The organism is Bradyrhizobium sp. DOA9, from assembly GCF_000617845.2.
Taxonomy (GTDB): Bacteria; Pseudomonadota; Alphaproteobacteria; order Rhizobiales; family Xanthobacteraceae; genus Bradyrhizobium.
This window is the reverse complement of sequence record NZ_DF820425.1, coordinates 5,509,673-5,529,823: the sequence shown is the minus strand read 5'-3', so window position 1 is coordinate 5,529,823 and position 20,151 is coordinate 5,509,673. Positions and strand designations below refer to the sequence as shown.

At 65.9% G+C, this 20,151-nt stretch carries 19 protein-coding genes and 1 tRNA gene; 11 read left to right on the top strand and 9 right to left on the bottom strand.

Annotated elements, in window-relative coordinates; all coding sequences use genetic code 11:
• Nucleotide 1: 1 nt before the first annotated feature.
• From BDOA9_RS25985 to BDOA9_RS25975, 3 genes are all read right to left on the bottom strand, one after another.
• On the bottom strand, nucleotides 2-1,252 hold the full coding sequence (locus BDOA9_RS25985) for an arsenic transporter (protein ID WP_025036885.1): 1,251 nt from the start codon (nucleotides 1,250-1,252) through the stop codon (nucleotides 2-4).
• 24 nt (nucleotides 1,253-1,276) lie between these two features.
• The gene (locus BDOA9_RS25980; RefSeq protein WP_025036884.1) at nucleotides 1,277-2,560 is read right to left on the bottom strand and encodes an MFS transporter; all 1,284 of its coding nucleotides are present in this window, start codon (nucleotides 2,558-2,560) and stop codon (nucleotides 1,277-1,279) included.
• A gap of 221 nt (nucleotides 2,561-2,781) precedes the next feature.
• Complete coding sequence (locus BDOA9_RS25975; RefSeq protein ID WP_025036883.1) at nucleotides 2,782-5,259, bottom strand: hybrid sensor histidine kinase/response regulator; 2,478 nt, start codon at nucleotides 5,257-5,259, stop codon at nucleotides 2,782-2,784.
• Nucleotides 5,260-5,476: 217 nt separating this feature from the next.
• Here BDOA9_RS25975 and BDOA9_RS25970 point away from each other — a divergent pair, with 217 nt between their 5' ends.
• From BDOA9_RS25970 to BDOA9_RS25955, 4 genes are all read left to right on the top strand, one after another.
• On the top strand, nucleotides 5,477-6,547 hold the full coding sequence (locus BDOA9_RS25970) for a zinc-binding metallopeptidase family protein (protein WP_025036882.1): 1,071 nt from the start codon (nucleotides 5,477-5,479) through the stop codon (nucleotides 6,545-6,547).
• Between the two features lie 179 nt (nucleotides 6,548-6,726).
• The gene (locus BDOA9_RS25965; protein ID WP_025036881.1) at nucleotides 6,727-8,742 is read left to right on the top strand and encodes an acetyl-CoA carboxylase biotin carboxylase subunit; all 2,016 of its coding nucleotides are present in this window, start codon (nucleotides 6,727-6,729) and stop codon (nucleotides 8,740-8,742) included.
• Nucleotides 8,743-8,899: 157 nt separating this feature from the next.
• Entirely contained in the window at nucleotides 8,900-9,766 is an 867-nt protein-coding gene (locus BDOA9_RS25960) for an isocitrate lyase/PEP mutase family protein (RefSeq protein ID WP_025036880.1), read from the top strand.
• Complete coding sequence (locus tag BDOA9_RS25955; protein ID WP_025036879.1) at nucleotides 9,763-10,062, top strand: acylphosphatase; 300 nt, start codon at nucleotides 9,763-9,765, stop codon at nucleotides 10,060-10,062. Before BDOA9_RS25960 ends, BDOA9_RS25955 begins: the two co-directional genes overlap by 4 nt.
• 152 nt (nucleotides 10,063-10,214) lie before the next feature.
• On the opposite strand, the gene BDOA9_RS25950 is transcribed toward BDOA9_RS25955, so the two are convergent.
• Entirely contained in the window at nucleotides 10,215-11,732 is a 1,518-nt protein-coding gene (locus BDOA9_RS25950; protein WP_025036878.1) for a PAS domain-containing sensor histidine kinase, read from the bottom strand.
• 141 nt (nucleotides 11,733-11,873) lie between these two features.
• Here BDOA9_RS25950 and BDOA9_RS25945 point away from each other — a divergent pair, with 141 nt between their 5' ends.
• From BDOA9_RS25945 to BDOA9_RS25930, 4 genes are all read left to right on the top strand, one after another.
• Nucleotides 11,874-12,431, top strand: a complete 558-nt coding sequence (locus BDOA9_RS25945) for a GbsR/MarR family transcriptional regulator (RefSeq protein ID WP_025036877.1) — start codon at nucleotides 11,874-11,876, stop codon at nucleotides 12,429-12,431.
• A gap of 17 nt (nucleotides 12,432-12,448) precedes the next feature.
• Nucleotides 12,449-13,114: a DUF4166 domain-containing protein gene (locus BDOA9_RS25940; RefSeq protein WP_025036876.1), complete on the top strand. Its 666-nt coding sequence runs from the start codon at nucleotides 12,449-12,451 to the stop codon at nucleotides 13,112-13,114.
• Nucleotides 13,111-14,547, top strand: a complete 1,437-nt coding sequence (locus BDOA9_RS25935) for a TIGR01777 family oxidoreductase (protein ID WP_025036875.1) — start codon at nucleotides 13,111-13,113, stop codon at nucleotides 14,545-14,547. The genes BDOA9_RS25940 and BDOA9_RS25935 overlap by 4 nt, the downstream gene beginning before the upstream one ends.
• 128 nt (nucleotides 14,548-14,675) lie before the next feature.
• On the top strand, nucleotides 14,676-14,969 hold the full coding sequence (locus BDOA9_RS25930; protein WP_152033474.1) for a hypothetical protein: 294 nt from the start codon (nucleotides 14,676-14,678) through the stop codon (nucleotides 14,967-14,969).
• A gap of 16 nt (nucleotides 14,970-14,985) precedes the next feature.
• On the opposite strand, the gene BDOA9_RS25925 is transcribed toward BDOA9_RS25930, so the two are convergent.
• Nucleotides 14,986-15,837: a LysR family transcriptional regulator gene (locus BDOA9_RS25925; protein WP_025036873.1), complete on the bottom strand. Its 852-nt coding sequence runs from the start codon at nucleotides 15,835-15,837 to the stop codon at nucleotides 14,986-14,988.
• 108 nt (nucleotides 15,838-15,945) lie between these two features.
• On the opposite strand from BDOA9_RS25925, the gene BDOA9_RS25920 reads away from it, so the two are divergent.
• The gene (locus BDOA9_RS25920; RefSeq protein ID WP_025036872.1) at nucleotides 15,946-16,368 is read left to right on the top strand and encodes a tautomerase family protein; all 423 of its coding nucleotides are present in this window, start codon (nucleotides 15,946-15,948) and stop codon (nucleotides 16,366-16,368) included.
• Between the two features lie 45 nt (nucleotides 16,369-16,413).
• On the opposite strand, the gene BDOA9_RS25915 is transcribed toward BDOA9_RS25920, so the two are convergent.
• The gene (locus BDOA9_RS25915; RefSeq protein WP_025036871.1) at nucleotides 16,414-17,127 is read right to left on the bottom strand and encodes a DNA helicase; all 714 of its coding nucleotides are present in this window, start codon (nucleotides 17,125-17,127) and stop codon (nucleotides 16,414-16,416) included.
• Nucleotides 17,128-17,324: 197 nt separating this feature from the next.
• The gene (gene lipB / locus BDOA9_RS25910; RefSeq protein WP_025036870.1) at nucleotides 17,325-18,098 is read right to left on the bottom strand and encodes a lipoyl(octanoyl) transferase LipB; all 774 of its coding nucleotides are present in this window, start codon (nucleotides 18,096-18,098) and stop codon (nucleotides 17,325-17,327) included.
• Between the two features lie 82 nt (nucleotides 18,099-18,180).
• Here lipB and BDOA9_RS25905 point away from each other — a divergent pair, with 82 nt between their 5' ends.
• On the top strand, nucleotides 18,181-18,423 hold the full coding sequence (locus tag BDOA9_RS25905) for a FliM/FliN family flagellar motor switch protein (protein ID WP_018647371.1): 243 nt from the start codon (nucleotides 18,181-18,183) through the stop codon (nucleotides 18,421-18,423).
• 179 nt (nucleotides 18,424-18,602) lie between these two features.
• Nucleotides 18,603-18,687: transfer RNA gene (locus tag BDOA9_RS25900), tRNA-Leu, on the top strand.
• A gap of 278 nt (nucleotides 18,688-18,965) precedes the next feature.
• Here BDOA9_RS25900 and BDOA9_RS25895 read toward each other — a convergent pair.
• Both BDOA9_RS25895 and BDOA9_RS25890 read right to left on the bottom strand, forming a co-directional pair.
• Complete coding sequence (locus BDOA9_RS25895) at nucleotides 18,966-19,340, bottom strand: hypothetical protein (protein ID WP_042336772.1); 375 nt, start codon at nucleotides 19,338-19,340, stop codon at nucleotides 18,966-18,968.
• A gap of 258 nt (nucleotides 19,341-19,598) precedes the next feature.
• Nucleotides 19,599-19,847 (bottom strand): hypothetical protein, encoded by a 249-nt coding sequence (locus BDOA9_RS25890; RefSeq protein ID WP_025036868.1) that lies wholly within the window; start codon nucleotides 19,845-19,847, stop codon nucleotides 19,599-19,601.
• Between the last annotated feature and the right edge of the window lie 304 nt (nucleotides 19,848-20,151).

The window sequence follows — 20,151 nt, the reverse complement described above, 5'->3', positions numbered from 1 at the left end:
GCTATCTGATCGCGGCGGCCAACGCCGCGATCAGGGCCGGCGGCGTCACCAGCAGGCCGAGCTTGAGGAACGGCCAGGCGCCGACCTCGATCTTCTCGCGCCGGAGCGCCACCAGCCAGAGAATGGTGGCGAGCGAGCCGGTGACCGACAGATTGGGGCCGAGATCGACGCCGATCAGGATCGCGCTGACCACCGGCGCGGGCAGGTGATCGCTGGCGGCAACCGAGCCGGCGACGAGGCCGACGGGTAAGTTGTTGGCGATGTTGTCGGCGATCGCGGTGGCAATGCCGACACTCCAGGCCGCTTTCGGCACGGACTGCGCCACCGCCTGATGCAAGAGCGCGCTGAGCTGCGCGATCACGCCGGTCTTCACCAGCGCTTCCACCATGACAAAGAGTCCGCCGACCAGCGGCAGCACGCTCCAGGAGACGCCGTGCAGCATCGGCAACGGCGACTGCCGGCTGATCAGCAGCACGATCGCAGCCGTCACCACGCCGCAGATGAAGGTCGGCAGGCCGAGCTGCTTGTCCAGCGCCGACGCCGTGACCAGCATGATGCCGATCGCGACGATGCCGAGGGCCGTGAGCTTGCCGCCGCGTCCGAGCTTGGGATGCGGCACGCTGCGCGCGATCGTCTCCTCCTTCAGCGCGCGGTGCTGGGTCAGGCGCAGCACGATGTAGGTCAGCAGGATTGACGCCGCCGAGGGCAAGGCGAACAGGCGCAGCCATTCCGTCAGGTGCGGCATGCGCGCGCCGAAGACGACGAGATTGGCGGGATTGGAGATCGGCAGCACGAAGCTTGCGGCGTTGGCGATGAAGGCGCAGACGAACAGGTAAGGCAGCGGCTTGGCGCCGGCCGCGCGCGTCGCGGCATAGACGGCCGGCGTCAGCACGATCGCGGTGGCATCGTTGGAGAGCAGCACCGTCACCAGCGTGCCGACGAGATAGACCAGCAGGAACAGCCGCTGCGGCGAGCCGCGGGCATATTCCACCGCAAGCGCGGCGAGATAATCGAACAGGCCTTCGAGCCGCGCCAGCTCGGCGATCAGCATCATGCCGATCAGGAAGAGATAGACGTCGAGGCCTTTCTCGATGCCGGTCAAAGCCTCCTGCCACGGCAGCAAGCCAAACAGCACGAGTGCGCCGGCGCCGATCACGGCCCAGATCGCCTCGGGCAGGCGAAACGGCCGGATGATGACGCAGGCGGTCGCGACGACGATGATGCTCCAGGCCCAGATGGCGTCAGACGGCACGGTCGATCCTCGAATGCAGACGATTCATTCGGCAGCGATAGCGGAAGCCGACGCCACTGTCTTCCCCTGCGGGCGCGGGTCGTCGTCGCCGCTTTGCCGCGTCTCGGGCAAAGCGACGAGGCAGATGACCGCGCCGACCGCCGCGACGGCGCCGAGCGTAACGAACGCCGCGCTGTAGCCGGCGCCGACCACGATGAGGCCGGCCAGCGTCGTCGACAGCGCCGCGCCAATGCTCTGGGCGGTGATGACCGCGCCCTGCGCGACGTTGAAGCGGCCGGTGTTGCGCATGAGGTCGGCGATGATGACCGGGAAGATCGCGCCAAAGATGCCGGCGCCGACGCCGTCGAGAAGCTGGACGCCGACCAGCCAGAATGGGTTGTCGGAGAGCGTGTAGAGCGCGCCGCGAACCGGCAGGATCAACAAGGCGGCAAGGAAGAAGCGCTTGTGGCCCCAGCTGTCGGCGCGTGCGCCGACCAGCATGGCAAACGGCACCATCACCAATTGCGCCGCGACGATGCAGGCCGACATCAGGCTGGTGCCGATGTTCTTGTCCTGGAGAGCGAGCTTCTGCCCGACCAGCGGCAGCATCGCCGCGTTGGAAAGGTGGAAGAGCAGGACACAGACCGCAAAGACGAGGAGAGGGCGGCAGGTCAGGAGCACGCCGAGGCCGGAGGGCGTTTCCTGCTGCGCATCTCGGCCCGCATCGTGCAGCCCGCGGGCCAGCTCGTGATCGATGGCGCGGGCGGGAATTGCGACGATGCTGAGGAGGCTTGCGATCGCCATCGCGCCGAGGAGGAAGAAGACGACGGTCGGACCGAAGCAATAGGCAGAGATACCCGCCACAGCGGCTGCGACGGCATTGCCGGCGTGGTTGAAGGTCTCGTTGCGGCCGATCCGCCGGGTGAACGCGGCATGGCCGAAGATACCGAGGGAGACGGCGGCAATCGCGGGCGGAAAGACGACGGCGGCGGCCTGGGCCATGCCTTGCGAGATCGTGACCGGCAGGAAGCCCGGAAACAACGGCAGCGAGAGCGACGCCACCGTCACCATGACCGCAGCGATGACCATCACCAGCCGCTTCGCCCGCGTCGCGTCGACCAGCGCACCGGCAGGCGTCTGTGCCACAATGCCGGCAATGGTCGCGATCGACATCACGAGGCCGATGCGTGCCTCGTCCCAGTGCTGCTCGGTGAGGAGGTAGACCGCGAGATAGGGGCCGAGTCCGTCGCGGACGTCAGCAAGGAAGAAATTGGCCGCGTCCAGGGCGCGGCCGGCCCGCCTTGCCTGATCGGGGTATTCGCTGGACATCGGATTCTCGATCGAGGCTGGACGCGCCGCGGCAAGAACCGATATCACGGCATCATTGTTCCCGCCTTGGAGCTTCACGTCTGTTGGATGGGGCGGCGGTATTCACGGTCGTCATTGCGAGCGCAGGGAAGCAATCCAGTCTGCCTCCGCGGAAAGATTCTGGATTGCTTCGCCGCGCTCGCAATGACGGAAGTTGCGGCGGCTGCTCGCGAATGTGACACTTACCTCGCCACCGATAGCTTCTCCGTGATCGCCTTGCGCAGGATGCGCGAGAGCGATTCCACCGAATACGGCTTCTGGATCAGCTCGAAACCGCGATGGGCGTTCTCGGCGAGCACGTTGCTGTAGCCCGAGGTGAGCACGACCGGCAGGCCCGGATAGCGCTCGCGGATGACGCCGGCGAGCTCGACCCCGTTCATGCCGGGCATGATGACGTCGGAGAACACGAGGTCCACGGCGAATTCGTTCTCGCCGAGGATCGCCAGCGCCGCGTTCGCGTTGGCGACGCGGCGGACGACATAGCCGAGATCCTCCAGGAGCTCGGTGGAGAAGCGGCCGACCTCGTCATCGTCCTCGACCACGAGCACGCGATAGCCACGCCCGGTCGTGGCCGCCTCGTGGCTCAGCGCCGCGGCTTCCTTCTCCGTGGCGGGGCTTTTCGCCTGCGGCAGATAGATGGTGAAGGTCGCGCCCTTGCCCGGCGTGCTCGTCACCGCAATGTCGCCCTCGGACTGCTTTGCGAAGCCGAAGGCCTGGCTGAGGCCGAGGCCGGTGCCCTTGCCGACCTCCTTGGTGGTGAAGAACGGCTCGAAGATCTGTTCGAGATGTTCCGGCGCGATGCCGCTGCCGGTGTCGGTGACGGAGATCGCGACATAGTCGCCGCCGCGCGCCGATTGTGCGCGCAGGCTCGGAATCCCTGCGACCTTGCGCACGGCGATGGTGAGGCGGCCTTCGCCGTCCATGGCATCGCGGGCGTTGATGGCGAGGTTGATCAGCGCGGCCTCGAACTGGGCGATGTCGGCCACCGTGAAGCAATCGGCATCCTGAACGTCCACGGCGATCTCGATGCGGCCACCGACGAGCGGCCGAACCAGCTGCGCCACCCCCTCGACCTGGCTGCCGACGTTGAAGATCTGCGGCTTCAGCGGCTGCCGGCGCGCGAAGGCCAGGAGCTGCGCGGTCAGCTTGGAGGCACGTTCGACCGTCTCCGAGATGGCGTCGACATAGCGGCGACGGCGCTCCTCCGGCAGCTCGCGCCGGCGCAGGAAGTCGGTTGCCGAGCGGATGATGGTGAGGAGATTGTTGAAGTCGTGCGCGACGCCGCCGGTGAGCTGGCCGATCGCCTCCATCTTCTGCGACTGCCGCAGCGCTTCCTCGCCGCGCCGGCGCTCGGTGATGTCGACGGCCTCGGGCACCGCGCCTGTGATGTTGCCGTGGCGGTCGAGCACGGGGCGCATCCCGAACTCGAAATCGCGCTCGCCGACGGGCAGGCGCAGGCGCATCTCGAGCCGCACAGGCTCGCCTTTGAGCACCGTGTCGAAGGCCTCGCGCACGGCGGCACTCATTCCGTCGGTGCCGGTGAACCAGGGCGTGTCCCAGAACGGCTTTCCGATCACATCGGCGGAATTTGCCTTGATGCCGGCAAGCGCCGTCTTGTTGGCGTAGACCAGTTCGCCCCTGAGATTGACCAGGCCCTGATACTGGTTGCTGGTTTCCAGGATCGCGCGCAGCCGCGCCTCGTTGGCTTCGAGCTCGGCGGTACGCTGGGCGATGCGCTCTTCCAGCGTCTCGTTGAGCTGTCGGAGCTCGATCTCGGCCTGCTTGGCGACGGTGATGTCGTGGGCGACGCCGATGAAGCCGATATGCTTGCCGGTCGCATCCCAGCGCGGCTGCGATTCCGAGCGCAGCCAGCGCCATTCGCCGCTGGCGTTCTTGTAACGTGCTTCCAGCACGAACGGCTTCAGCGAGGCTTCGCCCTGAACGGATTGCTGGAGCACGTGCGGCAGGTCGTCCGGGTGCAGCACCTTGCGCCAGTCGAAGTCGATGGCCTGGTCGTAGGGCAGGCCGACGAAATCGACATAGGCCTGGTTGGCGAAGGAGCGCTTGCGGTCGAGCTTGGTGACCCAGATCGGCACCGGCGCGCTGTCGGCGATCAGCCGGAAGCGCTCCTCGCTCTCGCGCAGCGTCTCGCGCGCCAGCGCCTGGTCGGTCATGTCGATATGGGCGCCGACCAGCCGGATGGCGCGGCCGTCCTTGTCGCGCTCAAGCTTGGCGACCACCCGGATCCAGCGCGTCTCGCCGTCGCTGGGGCGGATGATGCGGTATTCGGCGCTATAGTCCTCGCTCGTTCCCGCGAGAGCGTCGAAGAAATGCTTGACGGTTGCGTCGCGGTCGTCGGGATGGATGCGGTTGACCCAATCCTCATGCGACTCGTCGGCGGCTTCCGGCGGAAGGCCGTGGATCATCAGATATTCGGGCGAGCGACGGTTCTTGAAGCCTTCGCGGAAATCGACCTCGACGCCGCCGACCTTGCCGATGCGCTGGATGCGCGCCAGCTCGGCCTCGCGCTCCTGCAGCGCGCGATAGGCGTTGTCGCGCTCACGCGCGACGTCTTCGAGGTGCTGGCGCAGCCTTTCGGCGGCGATGGTCTCGGGCAATGGATCGTTCAAGGCATCGGCCGTTGTCATGCAGGTGCGCACGTGCCGGACCGATATTCACACAGACGGGGCGTCGTGGCCATTGTTTAGAGGGCAGGTGGTGCCCGGAAATGGGCGCGCATGCCCGAATGTGGAGAAGTACGCGGTGGCAACGTCCGGTCTGGCAATTTGTTCCGGATACTGGAACGATCGGCTGATTGAGGCGTCGTCGCGAGGCGCCAGCTCTCCGATAAGCGTTCCTTTCCCACGAGGATAAATCTTGAAGCTCTTTGTCTGCCAGGCCTGCGGCAACGTCCTCTATTTCGAGAACCGCGCCTGCGAACGCTGCGGCCATCGGATCGCCTTCCTGCCGGAGAAGGAGACCATGTCGGCGATCGAGGCCGACGGGGAGGCATGGAGGATCCTCGCCCAAAAGGGCGAAAGCCGGATGCTGTGCCGGAATGCCGAGTACGATGCCTGCAACTGGCTGACCGATGCAGGCGATACCACCGGCTATTGTCGCGCCTGCCGCCACAATGGGACGGTGCCGAACCTCTCGGATCCGGCGCAGCTCGCCGGCTGGCGCGAGCTGGAGGTGGCAAAACACCGTCTGTTCTATTCCCTGATCCGCTGGAAGCTGCCGCTCCAGACCCGAAAGGACAATCCGGAGCATGGCCTGATCTTCAACTTCCTCGCCGACGATCCGCACAGCGGCGAGAAGGTCATGACCGGCCACGACAACGGCCTGATCACGATCGCGCTGACCGAGGCCGACGACATCGAGCGCGAGCGTCGCCGGCTCGAGATGGGCGAGCCCTATCGGACGCTGCTCGGGCACTTCCGCCATGAGGTCGGGCACTATTTCTGGGATGTGCTGGTGCGCGATGGCGGCAGGCTCGACCAGTGCCGCGCCGTCTTCGGCGACGATACCGCCGATTACGGCCAGGCCCTGCAGCGCCACTATGCCGAGGGCGCGCCGCCGGACTGGCAGCAGAACTACGTCTCGTCCTATGCCACGATGCATCCCTGGGAGGATTTCGCCGAGACCTGGGCGCATTACCTCCACATCGTCGATGCCCTGGAAATGGCCGCCGAGTTCGGCATGGAAGTGCGTCCCAAGGTCGACCGCGACGGGGAGTTGACCGCGCGCATCCGGTTCAATCCATACGAGGCGAGGGATGTCGAGGCGCTGGTCAACGCATGGCTGCCCTTCACCTTCGCCATGAACAGCGTCAACCGTGCGATGGGCCTGCGCGACCTCTATCCCTTCATCCTGTCGCCGGCCGTGGTCGGCAAACTGGGCTTCATTCATGACCTGGTCCGGGACGCGGCCAAGACCGGAAAGCCCTAGGGATGCCGCACGGCGGGCGCGCCGGGCCCATTTCGGTCTTGCGCTGGTACGCCAAAGGCGGCCCGATTTAGACCGTTGCCTCCGGCCCATTTTGATGTACCACGGGAGCCACACGGCCCCTCCCAAAGGCCCCAACGGCCAGGGAAGGGTCCCGCCCAAGGTCGAGACTCAAGAAAAGCATGTTCAAACGCATTCTGATCGCCAATCGCGGCGAAATCGCCTGCCGGGTCATCAAGACCGCACGCAAGATGGGGATTCAGACGGTTGCGGTCTATTCCGAGGCCGACCGCGATGCCCTCCACGTCGAGATGGCCGACGAGGCGGTGCTGATCGGCCCGCCGGCCGCGGCCGAGAGCTATTTGGTGATCGAGAAGATCGTGGAGGCCTGCCGCAAGACGGGGGCTGAGGCCGTGCATCCCGGCTATGGCTTCCTGTCAGAGCGCGAGGCGTTTCCGCGCGCGCTGGAAGCCGCCGGCATCGTCTTCATCGGCCCGAACCCGGGCGCGATCGCGGCGATGGGCGACAAGATTGAATCCAAGAAGGCGGCCGCAAAAGCAAAAGTCTCGACCGTGCCGGGCTATCTCGGCGTGATCGAGGACGACAAGCACGCGGTCCGCATCGCCGACGAGATCGGCTACCCCGTCATGATCAAGGCCTCCGCCGGCGGCGGCGGCAAGGGCATGCGCATCGCCCATTCCAAGGCCGAGGTCGCCGAAGGCTTCAACCTCGCCAAGGCCGAAGCCAAGGCCTCGTTCGGCGACGACCGCGTCTTCGTCGAGAAGTTCATCGTCGATCCCCGCCACATCGAGATCCAGGTGCTGGGCGACAAGCACGGCAACGTGATCTATCTCGGCGAGCGCGAATGCTCGATCCAGCGCCGCAACCAGAAGGTCATCGAGGAAGCGCCGTCGCCGCTGCTCGATGAGGCCACCCGCCGCCAGATGGGCGAGCAGGCGGTCGCGCTGGCCAAGGCCGTGAACTATGATTCCGCCGGCACCGTCGAGTTCGTCGCAGGCCAGGACAAGAGCTTCTACTTCCTGGAGATGAACACGCGCCTCCAGGTCGAGCATCCCGTCACCGAGCTCGTCACCGGCGTCGATCTCGTCGAGCAGATGATCCGGGTGGCGAGCGGCGAGAAGCTCGCCATCGCGCAGAAGGACGTCACGCTGACGGGCTGGGCGGTGGAATCGCGCCTCTATGCGGAAGATCCGTTCCGCAACTTCCTGCCCTCGATCGGGCGCCTAGTGAAATATCGCCCGCCGGCGGAGGCCAGCCGTGACGGCATCACCATCCGCAACGACACCGGCGTGCAGGAGGGCGGCGAGATCTCGATCCATTACGATCCGATGATCGCCAAGCTCGTCACCCATGCGCCGTCGCGCGCGGCGGCGATCGAGGCGCAGGCCACCGCGCTGGACTCGTTCTATGTCGACGGCATCAGGCACAACATTCCGTTCCTGTCGGCCTTGATGCACCATCCGCGCTGGCGCGAGGGAAGGCTCTCGACCGGCTTCATCGCCGAAGAATTCCCCAAGGGTTTTGCGGTGCGCGTGCCCGAAGGCGAGGTCGCGCGGCGCATCGCCGCGGTCGGCGCCGCGATCGATCACGTGCTGGGGGCGCGCAAGCGGCAGATCTCCGGTCAGATGGGCGGCCGTGTCGTTCAGCGTGAGCGGCGTCGCGCAGTCTGGCTCGACCGCCAGGAGATCCTGCTCGAGGTCGCGCGCGAAGGCGAGGCGATCGCGATCCGCTTCATCGATGCCGACGGCAAGGCCGGCAATTCGCATCTGTTGCAGTCGCCGTGGAAGCCGGGCGATCCGGTCTGGCAGGGCACCATCGACGGTCACCTCGTTGCCGTGCAGGCGCGCCCGATTCCGAACGGCATCCGTCTCGCGCATCAGGGCGTCGAGGTCCCGGTCTACGTCTGGACCGAGGCGGAAGCGACCTCCGCACGGCTGATGCCGGTGACGACGGCCTCCGACAGCGGCAAGAAGCTGCTCTGTCCGATGCCGGGCCTCGTCGTCTCGATCGCGGTCAGCGAGGGGCAGGAGGTCAAGGCCGGCGAGACGCTGGCGGTGGTCGAAGCCATGAAGATGCAGAACGTGCTGCGCGCCGAGCAGGACGGCACCGTGAAGAAGATCCACGCCAGCGCGGGCGCGACGCTCGCGGTGGACGCGCTGATCCTGGAGTTTGCGTAAAGCGTGCGAGTGGGGCCCACGCTGGCCCCACCAACGCCGTCATTGCGAGCGCAGCGAAGCAATCCAGACTGCCTCCGCGGAAATACTCTGGATTGCTTCGCTTCGCTCGCAATGACGGAGTATGTTGCGGCTGCGTCGCAATAATTGGGAGGGCACCATGGCCTTTCGATCCCGCCGCGAGGAACTGCGCTCCATCCTGTCGGGCACGACTTGCGTCCATCCCGGCTCGGTCTATGACGCGATCTCGATCCGTATTGCCGAGGATCTCGGCTTTCCGCTCGGCATGTTCGGCGGATCGGTGGCCTCGCTCGCCGTGCTCGGCGATCCCGATGTCACGCTGATCACGCTCAGCGAGCTCGCTGAGCAGATGCGGCGGATGTCCCGCGCCTCTGCGCTGCCGGTGCTGGTCGATGCCGATCACGGCTACGGCAATGCGCTGAACGTGCGCCGCACGGTGCAGGAGCTGGAGACGGCGGGCGCGGCCGGCCTCACTATCGAGGACACGCTGTTGCCGGCGGCATTCGGCGAGACCAAGGCGCAGCTGATCCCGCTTGAAGAGGGCGTCGGCAAGATGAAGGCGGCGCTTGGCGGCCGCAGCGATCCCTCGCTGGTCATCATGGGCCGCACGGGCGCAGCCGCGATCACCTCGATCGAGGATGCGGTGCGCCGCGCCCAGGCCTATGAGGCCGCCGGCGTCGATGCGCTGTTTTTCACCGGCATCAAGTCGCGCGCCGAGCTCGAGGCGATCGCCGCCGCCACGCGCCTGCCGATCGTGCTCGGCGGCGCATCGGAGGAATTGAGCGGGCTCGACTATCTCCAGGGCCAGCGCGTCCGCATCGCGCTGCAGGGCCACGCGCCGATCGCCGCCGCGACGCAGGCCGTCTACGAGACGCAGAAGGCGTTGCGCGAGGGCATGGCGCCAAGAAGCCTCAAGGGCCTGGCGTCGGCGGAGCTGATGGCCCGCGTCACGCGCGAGGCCGCGGTCAAGACGCGCAGCGCCGATTGGCTCGGATCGAAGCCATGAGCCGGGTGATTCTCCAGGTCATGATCCGCGGCCGCGTGCAGGGCGTCGGTTACCGGGGCTGGGTGGAGTCGCAGGCCACCGCGTATGGCCTCGAAGGCTGGGTCCGCAACCGCCGTGACGGCAGCGTGGAAGCGTTGTTGGCTGGCGCGCCGACGCACGTTGCCGACATGGTCGCGCTGTGCCGCCACGGCCCGCCGTCCTCGCGCGTCGACAATGTCACCAGCGAGACGGCAAGCGTGGATGAGCTGAACTTGCGCAGGGCAGGGGAAGCCTTTTCGGTGCTGCCGACGGTGTGATGTGGCGGCGGTCTGTGCGCAACGCCTCGTCCTTCGAGACGGCGCTGCCGCGCCTCCTAGGATGAGGCTAGTCAACGTCGGTGCCCGTCGCAGGGAAAAACTCTCAAATGCGATAGCTCCGCCGCTTACGCGGAGAGGTGAAGAAGAAACACTCACCTCGGCAGTTTCGCGATCGCTTCGCTCAGCTCGTGGATCTCGTAGGGCTTGCGCAGGATCGGGAAATCGCCGCGCACGTCGGCGGCGACCTCGCTGTAACCGGTGGCGAGCAGGATCGGCAGGCCGGGACGGATCCGGCGGAGGTGATGGGCGAGGCTGAGGCCGTCCATCTTGCCGGGCATGACGATGTCCGAGAACACGAAATCGACTCCGTCGCTCTCGATCTCGCGCAATGCCGCCTCGGCATCGGCGACACGGCGCACCTGGTAGCCGAGCTGCTCCAGAAGACCGATGCTGACCAGAGCGACGTCGGGATTGTCCTCGACCAGCAGCACCGTGCCGCTGCCGCGGAACGCCGCTCCGGGCGTCTCCCGCGACGGCACGTCCGTGCCGCGCGGCAGGACGATGGTGAATGTCGTGCCCTTGCCGAGCTCACTTGCGACCTTCACCGTGCCGCCGGCCTGGTGGGCGAAGCCGTGCACCTGCGAAAGGCCGAGGCCCGTGCCTTTTCCGATCGGCTTGGTCGTGAAGAACGGCTCGAAGATCTTGTCGAGAACGTCGGATGGAATTCCGAGCCCGGTATCGCGGACGTCGATTGCGACGAAATCGCCGACGAGGGGCGCCTCGTTCAGCACGACGTTGCGCGCTCCGATCGTCACCGCGCCGCCGTCCGGCATCGCGTCGCGCGCATTGATGACGAGGTTGAGCAGCGCGGTCTCGAGCTCGGAGACGTCGGCCTTGATCGGCCAGGTGTCGGAGCCGATGTCGAAGGCGAGACGCACGGAGCTGCCGACGCCCGCGTCGAGCACCTCGCGGATGGCCGCGACGCGTTCGGCAAAATCGATCGCCTGCGGGTTGACGCTCTGCCGCCGCGCGAAGGTGAGAAGCTGGTTGGTCAGCGCTGCGCCGCGCTTGGTCGCGGTGTCGATCGCCGAGATGGCGCGCTCGAGCTTGGAGTCGTCGGCGGCGCTCCTCTTCAGGATGTGAAGGCTGCCGCCGATGATCATCAGAAGATTGTTGAAGTCGTGGGCAACGCCGCCGGTGAGCTGCCCGAGCGCATCGAATTTCTGCGACTCGGCCAGCTGCTTCTGCATCGCCTCGAGCTTGAGCTGGGCATTGCGGCGCTCGGTGATGTCGCGTGTGATCTTGGCGAAGCCGATCAGCCTGCCGTCCTCGTAGATCGGGTCGATCACGACGCTCGCCCAGAAGAACGTGCCGTCCTTGCGGACGCGCCAGCCTTCCTCCTCGTATCGGCCCTTTTCGCGCGCGATCCCGAGCGCCCGTGCCGGCTTGCCATTGGCGCGGTCGGTCTCGGTGTAGAAGCGGGAAAAATGCTGGCCGAGGATTTCCTCGGGGGAATAACCCTTGATGCGTTCGCCGCCGATGTTCCAGCTGGTGATGGTCCCGTTCGGGTCGAGCATGTAGAGGGCGTAGTCGGCAACCCCCTCAACCAACAGCCGGAAACTGCGCTCGCTCTCGAACAGGTCTCTCTGTTGACTGAACTTTTCGGCCATTCCCGGACCCCGCCTCGACGGGAACAAACGCCGAAGACCGGGAGATGGTTCCCGCTCTCTGGGACATTTTTGGGCAGGCCTGGCGGGCCGTATGCAAGGCTTCGTCTTGACAAAAGGCCAAACTCGTCAGCTATTTCTGTCATGACAGAAATAACCGGAAAGAAGAAACTTCCCGCCGCCGTCGAGCGCTTCATCCTGCATTGGGGCGACATGGGCGACGAGTGGGGCGTGAACCGCTCGGTGAGCCAGATTCACGGGCTGCTTTATCTCGCCGAGGCGCCGATGACGGCCGAGGACATCGCCGACACGCTCGGCATGGCACGGTCCAACGTCTCCAACTCGCTGAAGGAACTGCTCGCCTGGAACCTGATCCGGCGGGTGCCGATCCTGGGCGACCGCCGCGACCATTACGAGGCCGAGACCGACATCTGGGAGATCGCCGCGAGGATCGCGGCGCGCCGCAAGGAGCGGGAGATCGACCCGGCGATCGCGGCGCTTCGCGCCTGCGTGTCCGATGCCACGGACGATCCCGGCATCAGTCCCGTCGCAGCCAGGCGCCTGAAGGAGATGCTCGCGTTCACCGAGCTCGCCGACCACTGGTTCATGCAGATGCTGAAAGTGCCGCGGCCGCGGCTGGTCGCCTTGATGCGGCTCGGCGAGAAGATCGCCAACCTGCTGCCGCTGGGCAAAGCCAAATAGTTCTCGAGGAGGTTACGATGACGTCGGCTCGATTACCAGGCTTAGGCGCACCTCCCCCCGCTCACACAAAACTGCTCGACGACCGTCGCTTCCGCGCGCTGCTGTCGGACGAGGATTGGGGCCGCTTGCCGCTGGCGACCTGGCGGCGCTTCTCGAAACGCGTCGCCGACGGCGACAGCGTCGTCTATGTCGGTGTGGTCGACGAACTCGCCTTCAGCGGTTTCGGCTGGTGGTTCGCGCAGGCTGCGCGCCTGATCGGCGGACCATTGCCGACCGGCCGCGACATCGGTGTGCCCATGATCGTCACGGTCACCGAGGACGGCGCGACCGGCGGCCAGACCTGGACGCGCATCTGCGCGCGCAAGCGCGGCTTTCCGCAGGTGATCCATTCCGCCAAGCGCTTTGCCGGTCCGACCGGGCTCGAGGAATATGTCGGCTTCGGCGTGTCGATGGCGCTGCGCATTTCGGTCGAGGACCAGGTGCTGATCTTTCGCAGCGCCGGCTACGGCCTCCAGCTTGGACGGCTGTGGTTGCCGCTGCCGCGCTGGCTGACACCGGGCGAACTGATCGTGTCGCATCGAGATCTCGGCGAGGGTGCTTTCCGCTTCACCCTCGATGTCACTCACCCGCGTCACGGCGCACTGATCCATCAGTCCGTCCTGTTCAGGGAGGCCGTATCATGACGCCGCTGTTGTGGACGCTCATCGCGATCCAGATCGTGATGGGTGTGTTCGACACCTTCTATCACCACGAATTTACCGAGCGCCTGGCCTGGCGGCCGTCACAGCGCTTCGAGCTGAAGCTGCACGGCATCCGCAACATGCTCTATGCGCTCCTGTTCCTGGTGCTCGGCTGGCTCGAGGTTCACGGCGTGCTGGCGCTACTGATCGTCGCGGTGCTGGTCGCCGAGATCGTCATCACGTCGATCGATTTCGTCGAGGAGGATCTGAGCCGCAAGCTGCCGCCGAGCGAGCGCATCAATCACACGCTGCTCGCGATCAATTACGGCGCCATCCTGGTGTTGCTGATGCCCGTGCTGATTGCCTGGGCGATGCAGCCCGTCGGCGTGACCGTCGTCTATCAGGGTCTGCTCAGCATCGCCGCCACCGCCTGCGCATTCGGCGCGGCACTGTGCGGCCTCAGGGATTTTGCCGCGATGCGGCGGCTCGCCCGCATGCGAAGCGTGCCGGCGGCCGGACTTGTCGAAAATCTTGCCGGCCGCAAGACCGTGCTGATATCGGGCGCCACCGGCTTCATCGGCAGCCGGCTTGCGGCAAGCCTCAGCGGGGCAGGGCACCACGTCATCGCGCTGATCCGCAACCCTGTGAAAGCCGAGATGCTGCCGCCACCGGTGACGCTGATCACCAGCCTCGATCAGCTCGCCTCGGACACGCAGATCGACGCCATCGTCAATCTCGCCGGTGAGCCGATCGGCAACGGCCTGTGGACCGACGCGAAGCGCGCGAAGATCATCGGCTCGCGCATCGACATGACCGGCGATGTCGTCAAGCTGATCGCGCGGCTCGCGCGCAAGCCGGAGGTGCTGATCAGCGGCTCGGCGATCGGCTGGTACGGCCTGTGGGCGGACCAGGTGCTGACGGAATCGGCCAAATCTCACGCCTGCTTCAGCCACGAGCTGTGCGCGGCCTGGGAGAGCGCGGCGCGGCCGGCGGAAGAGCTCGGCGTGCGCGTAGTGTTTTTGCGCATCGGCCTCGTGCTCGGTACCGAAGGCGGCTTCATCACGCGCATGCTAACGCCCTTCGAGTTCGGCCTCGGCGGCGCGCTCGGCACCGGGCGGCAATGGATGTCCTGGATCGAGCGCGACGATCTGATCCGCCTGATCGCCTATGTGATGGCGACGCCGGATCTGTCGGGTCCCGTCAACGCCACCGCGCCGATCCCCGTCACCAACGCCAAGTTCACCGAAGAGCTCGGCCGCCGCCTGCACCGGCCCGTCCTGTTCCGCATTCCCGGCGGGCTGCTCCGCCGGATCGGGGGCGGCTTTGCCGACGAGCTCCTGCTCGGCGGCCAGCGCGTGCTGCCGAACAAGGCGTTGAGCCGCGGCTTCGTGTTCCGCCACGAGACTCTGCGCAGCGCGTTCGAGGCGATCTTGTGAGGTTGTGTCGTATCCCAGAAAGACATCTTCGCGCGTTGGACGGCTGGTTTTACGGATGCTTGACCGCGACAGCCTTACTGGACGCGATGCTACTTGTCGCCGTAGCGGTGATATCGCCTGAGCCTAGCTTGAAGCAGACTGTCGTTGGTACGTTGGTAGCTGCTATCTTCGTGGTGCCGCTGACTTTCTGCGCGACTTGTATCCTCACGGCCGTTCCGGCGGCCATTGCGATCTGGCTTGGCGAACGTCTGTGCACCCGCGCCATGACGTTCTACGCAGGCTCTGGCGTCGTGGTCGGTGCATTTTTCTGCGCGTTGCTCTTCAAGGACATCGGTTGGCTCGGCGCGGCATTTGTTCTCGCCGGCTGTCCGGCTGGGCTCGTTTACTGGCGCTTGGCGGGCAGGTACGTCGGGGTGGACTAGGGCAACGATCGGAGCGCTACGAAGCCACACTCCGGAACGTCGCCGCCACCGCGCGGAGCGCGGCGAGTTTCGCGGGATCGCTGACCTTCGAGTGCAGCATCACCTTCGAGCTGCCGAGCTTCGGCAGCTTGTGTGCAGGACCGATGTCGACCAGCCCGGGCGGCGTGATTCTCCGCGCCAATGGCGCGATCGCAAGCCCGGCGAGCGCGGCAGCAACCACCGCGGTGACTCCGCCGCCGACGAAGCGTTCGCGCCAGGCGAGGCCGGCCTTGTCGAGCGCGCGCACAGCGACGGCGCGGACGCCGCAGGGCGGGGCGAGGGTCGCGAGCGGCAATGGCTCTCCCTTCGGCAGTGAGAAACGTCGCCCGGCGAACCAGCCGAACTCGTCTTCAGTCAGCTTCTCGCCGCCGCGGCGGCTGCCTTCCTGGCGGACGATCACCGCATCCAGCTCGCCCGAATCATAGGCATCCTGCATCTCGCGCGAGAAGCCGATGGTGACGGCGAGGGTGAGATTGGACGACATCGCGTGCAGGCGCTCGAGCAGCGGTACCAGTTCCGGGCCCGCCGCGTGGTCCGAGATGCCGAGCGTGAGCGACTTCGCCGCGGAAGCGTCGGCCGATAGCGCGCGATCGTGTGCGTCCATCAGCGCGCGGGCGCGATCGAGGAAGGCCGCGCCGTCGGAGGTGAGCCGGACCGCGCGTGGCGAGCGCTCGACGAGTCGCTTTGCCAGCAGCGTCTCCAGCCGCTGCAGCTTGAGGCTGACCGCCGCCTGGGTCGTGCCGAGCGCTTGGGCGGCGCGGGTGAAGCTCTGGAGGTCGGCGACCAGCAGGAAGGCCTGGACGGTGGCGATGTCGAGCGTGGCTTTCATTATCGATAGTTATCATTGATATCAGGAGAGATAAGATATCAAAATGACGGCGCGAGGTCTAGCTTCTCACCAACGCGCAAATCGCGCGGCATATCGAGGAGAACGACCATGCCCCTGATCACCGTGTCCTACACCACGTCCCGCCAGTCCGCCTCGCTGAAGGCCGACATCGCGAGCGCGGTATCCGAGCTCACCGCAAATATCCTGCACAAGGATCCCAAGGTCACCGCGATCATCGTGAAGTCGGTCGACGCCGGCGACTGGTTCGCCGGCGGCACATCGCTTGCCGAGCAGAATCTCGCAAGCTACTGGATCGACATCCACGTCACCGAAGGCACCAACACCAAGGACGAGAAGGCGGCCTATCTCGCCGCCATGTTCAAGCGCATGGCCGAGATCCTGGGCCCGCTGCATCCCGAGACTTACCTGCATGTCGACGAGGTCAAGGGCGACGCCTACGGCTTCGGCGGTCTGACCCAGGAGCGGCGCTACATCGCCGGCAAGCTCGAGGTTGCGCTGCAGGCGGCGTGATGCGGGAGGCCGCGGGTGAACGATCACACCCGCGGCCCGAAGCCGTCAGCTCGCGGCGCGGAACTGCACTTCGGCGTTGTTGATGAAGCACGTCTTGTCGAACTGTGTCAGGTCCAGCGGGTTCGGCAAGCGGACATCGCCGAGATCGGGGCAGGGCTTGACCGCGGGATCGTAGGAGCGGTCGATCTGCGAGATGAAGACGACGATCAGCCCCATGTCGCGCGCAAACGATTTCAGCGCGCGGACCTGGACGGTGAGATCGGGATTTTCCCGCCTTTGATCGAGCAGTTGCAGATAGTCGATCACGACGAGCGTGCCGCGCGCCGCCGAAGCCATGTGTTTCACGACGTAGTCGGCGCTGATGACGTCCGAACAATCGACCTCGAACAGCTTGTCGAACTGCGCCGGCTCCGCTCCGATCGCACGGAGCCGGTCCAACACATCTCGCTCGGTGTACTCCAGTGAGAAGAATGCGGCGCGATGGCCGGACTTCATGGCTTCGACGGCCAATTCGAGGCTCATCAGCGTCTTGCCCTGGCCGGGACGCGCCCCGACCAGCACCAAATCGCCCGGACGGAATTGCGCGAACAGTTTGCTCGCGGGGGTGAGTGCGGCTGCTTTGGCCGCAAGCATGCTCCAGGCGGAAAACCCTTCCGTCGCAGCGATGCGGTCAAGCGCGTCGTGGAGCGGAATGCCGGCTTCGCGCGACAGGCGCCTGGCCTTGCGCTTCAGATGGTAGATCGGTGCAGACAGTTTCATCGTCAAAACCTCCCATTGCGAGCATGGATCGCAACCCCTCCTTATGCCTGGCGCTCGAACAGTCGGCCGATGATCAACTCGCCCGGCATGAGGTCTGCTTTCCCGGCGGAGGGGGGAGGCGTGGGCGGCACCGGAATGGAGCGTAGCTGATTCCCGAAGGCGCGGGAGCGTGCGCGGTCGGCTCGAACAGAAAAAGATTAGACGGCCGCTTCCGGCAGCTGCGCGCGGGTCGGTCCGAACAGCTCTTCGAACGCCTGCCGGAGCGCAATATCGACATCGGCGATGGTCACGAGCTGGCCGAGATCGAGCAGCGAAGTGACGCCGTAACGGGGATCGACGACACCGCAGGGCACGATGCCGGCGAAATGCGACAGCTCCGGCTCGACATTGATGGCGATGCCGTGAAACGAAACCCAGCGCTTCAGGCGGACGCCAATCGCCGCGATCTTGTCTTCGTGCTCAGGTCCCTTGTCGGGTCGCCTGACCCAGACACCGACCCGGTCCTCGCGCCGCTCGCCGCGGACGTTGAAGGCGGCCAGCGTCTTCAGGATCAATTCCTCAAGGCTCGCGACATAGGCCCGCACGTCCGGCCGGCGGCGCTTGAGGTCGAGCATGATGTAAGCCACGCGCTGGCCGGGCCCGTGATAGGTCAGCTGCCCGCCGCGCCCCGTAGCATAGGTCGGGAAGCGTGCCTCGAGCAGGTCGCTGTCCTTGCCCGATGTTCCCGACGTGTAGAGCGGGGGATGCTCGAGCAGCCAGACCAATTCCGGGGCCTCGCCCGCGGCAATCGCCGCAACGCGCGCCTCCATGGCGGCCACCGCCTCGGGATAGGGCACCGGCGCGTCCGAAATCCGCCATTCGACGGCTTCGCCGCCCGTGACGGAAAACGACGTCAAATCGAGGTCTTGACGCTGGTCTTGACGCTGGTCTTGGCGCCGTTCTCGGCGGGGGTCTTGGGGCGAATTAACCATTGGCTAACCATAACGTGGTGATGATCTCGGGAGCAAATGCCAAGTCCTTTGGCGTAAGTCCCAAGTTGCGGCGGTCCCGACAGTGCCCACTCTCGATAAAGTCACCGTGGATCTCATGGTCGTCCTCGGGACGACCACCATGCCGATCCATCAGGTATTGCGTCTTTCCCGCGGCGCCATCATCGAGCTGGATGCGACCGAGGCCGACGAGGTCAAGGTGCTCGCCAATAACCTGCCGGTCGCCTCCGGCGTCGTGCTGGTCGACCGCAACCGCATCGCGGTCGAGGTCAAGCAGATGTTGCCGCGCTCGCCGGGGACGCGATAGGGCCCGGCGGTCCGCGAGTGGCGCCCATGCGCCTGGATTGGGCCGATCCGGGCGGGTGAGAATTTCCTGCCACGCTTGTGGAATTCAAGGGCTTTGCAGGCTTGTATCCCCCTGATGGATTTGTTAGATCGGCGGCCGCTGATCCGGCCAGCCTTCAAGCCTCAGGCCGGCATCTCCTAGCGCTCGTGGCGGAACTGGTAGACGCGCTGCCTTGAGGTGGCAGTGGGTAACACCGTGGGGGTTCGAGTCCCTCCGAGCGCACCAAGCCCACACTTAACTCGTTGAAGTTACAGTGTCATTTTTCCAGAATTGCTGCGCAAAGTTGCTGCGATGATCCCGGCGGCGCGAGCTGCGAGTTTCCAGCCATCCCCGAACGGTTGTAGCAGAAGAGGGGATGCTCCCTAGCTCGAGGCAGGGCATTCCCGGCGTGGCGGCGCTCGAATCAAGCCTTCGAGCGCCATTCCTTCGATAACGACCGAGGGCCTCGAGGCGGACGCAGACGCCTCTTGGTTGATCCGAACCAAAGGTTGCCTGGCGCGGGGTCAGCTGCAGCTCAGCGGCAAGGGCTGATAGGGGTGCAACTCGTACCAGTCATAGCAATCCGGGTAGGCGCCGTAGAATCCGTAGCCGGGCCGGTAGCGACCGTAGCTGTGAAACGCGTGCTGGCGCAGGCCTCCGGCATGGCCACCGAAGCCAAGCTGCCCGCCACCGAACCGGGCGCCGCCGCCAAAACCTCCCTCATGGGCCATGCCGCCGAAATGCGCGCCGCCGCCGAAGCCCGCATGTCCACCGCCGAAGCCGCCACTGCCAAAGCCGCCGCCGTGGCCGCCACCACCGCCGCCATGTGCATCGGCCGCGCCGACAGCGAGCGTCGAGGCGAGTGCTGCTGTCGCTAGAATCATGATTGCATGTTTCATGGATGACTCCTCTTGTGTTGGGCAGGCCGGCCATGTTGCGCGTGACGTTGCCGATGACCGGTCAGTGATGAAGGAGAGGTAGGCCCGGTGCACGGCGGTCCAACTGAATTCGGTGTCAGGTATCGGGCAAGCCGCTCGCGAAGAGCGTCTCGCGCGTCGGCGTGACTTACGCGCAGGGGCGGGCTGACCGGCGCAGCCCGCCCCTTGTCCTTGCAAAGACGCGGCGAAGCCACACGGCGGGCCGCGCTCGCCCAATCTTTAGTAGCTGCCCGTGCCCGGCTCGCACGGCACGTTGTTGCCGGTCCACGGCGGGGTGGCAAAGGCGCCGACGCGCGGCGCCGGAACGCAGGCGCGCTCGCCCGGATAATGGAACGGCGTGGTCGCCGCGACCGTATCGGCGGTCACCTCGGGCTGCTGCGCGACGCGGTGGTGCTCGCGCGCCATGACTGGGCCGCCCAGCAAGGCGGCTGCGATCAATCCCATCGACAATAGTCTGGACGCGGTCATTCGCTCTCTCCTGTGATGACATCGGGCCGATCAAGCCGGCTCACCGTCGATGTGCGAACGATCGGGCATGATTCAAACGCACGATTTGATCACTGCATTTCAACCGCCTGAGAGCCGCCGTGCTGTCGCAACCACGATCGTGCGAATGCACAACATCCGTGACCCTTGAAACGACAGCACGTGCGTTGACGGCATATGTTCGATTCAGCGCGGTTGGCAGCGGAGCCCGGAAGATGTTCATGACGTTTGTGGCACACATCGTGCGCGCACTCGTGCCGTTGACGGCACGCACAGCCGACAACAT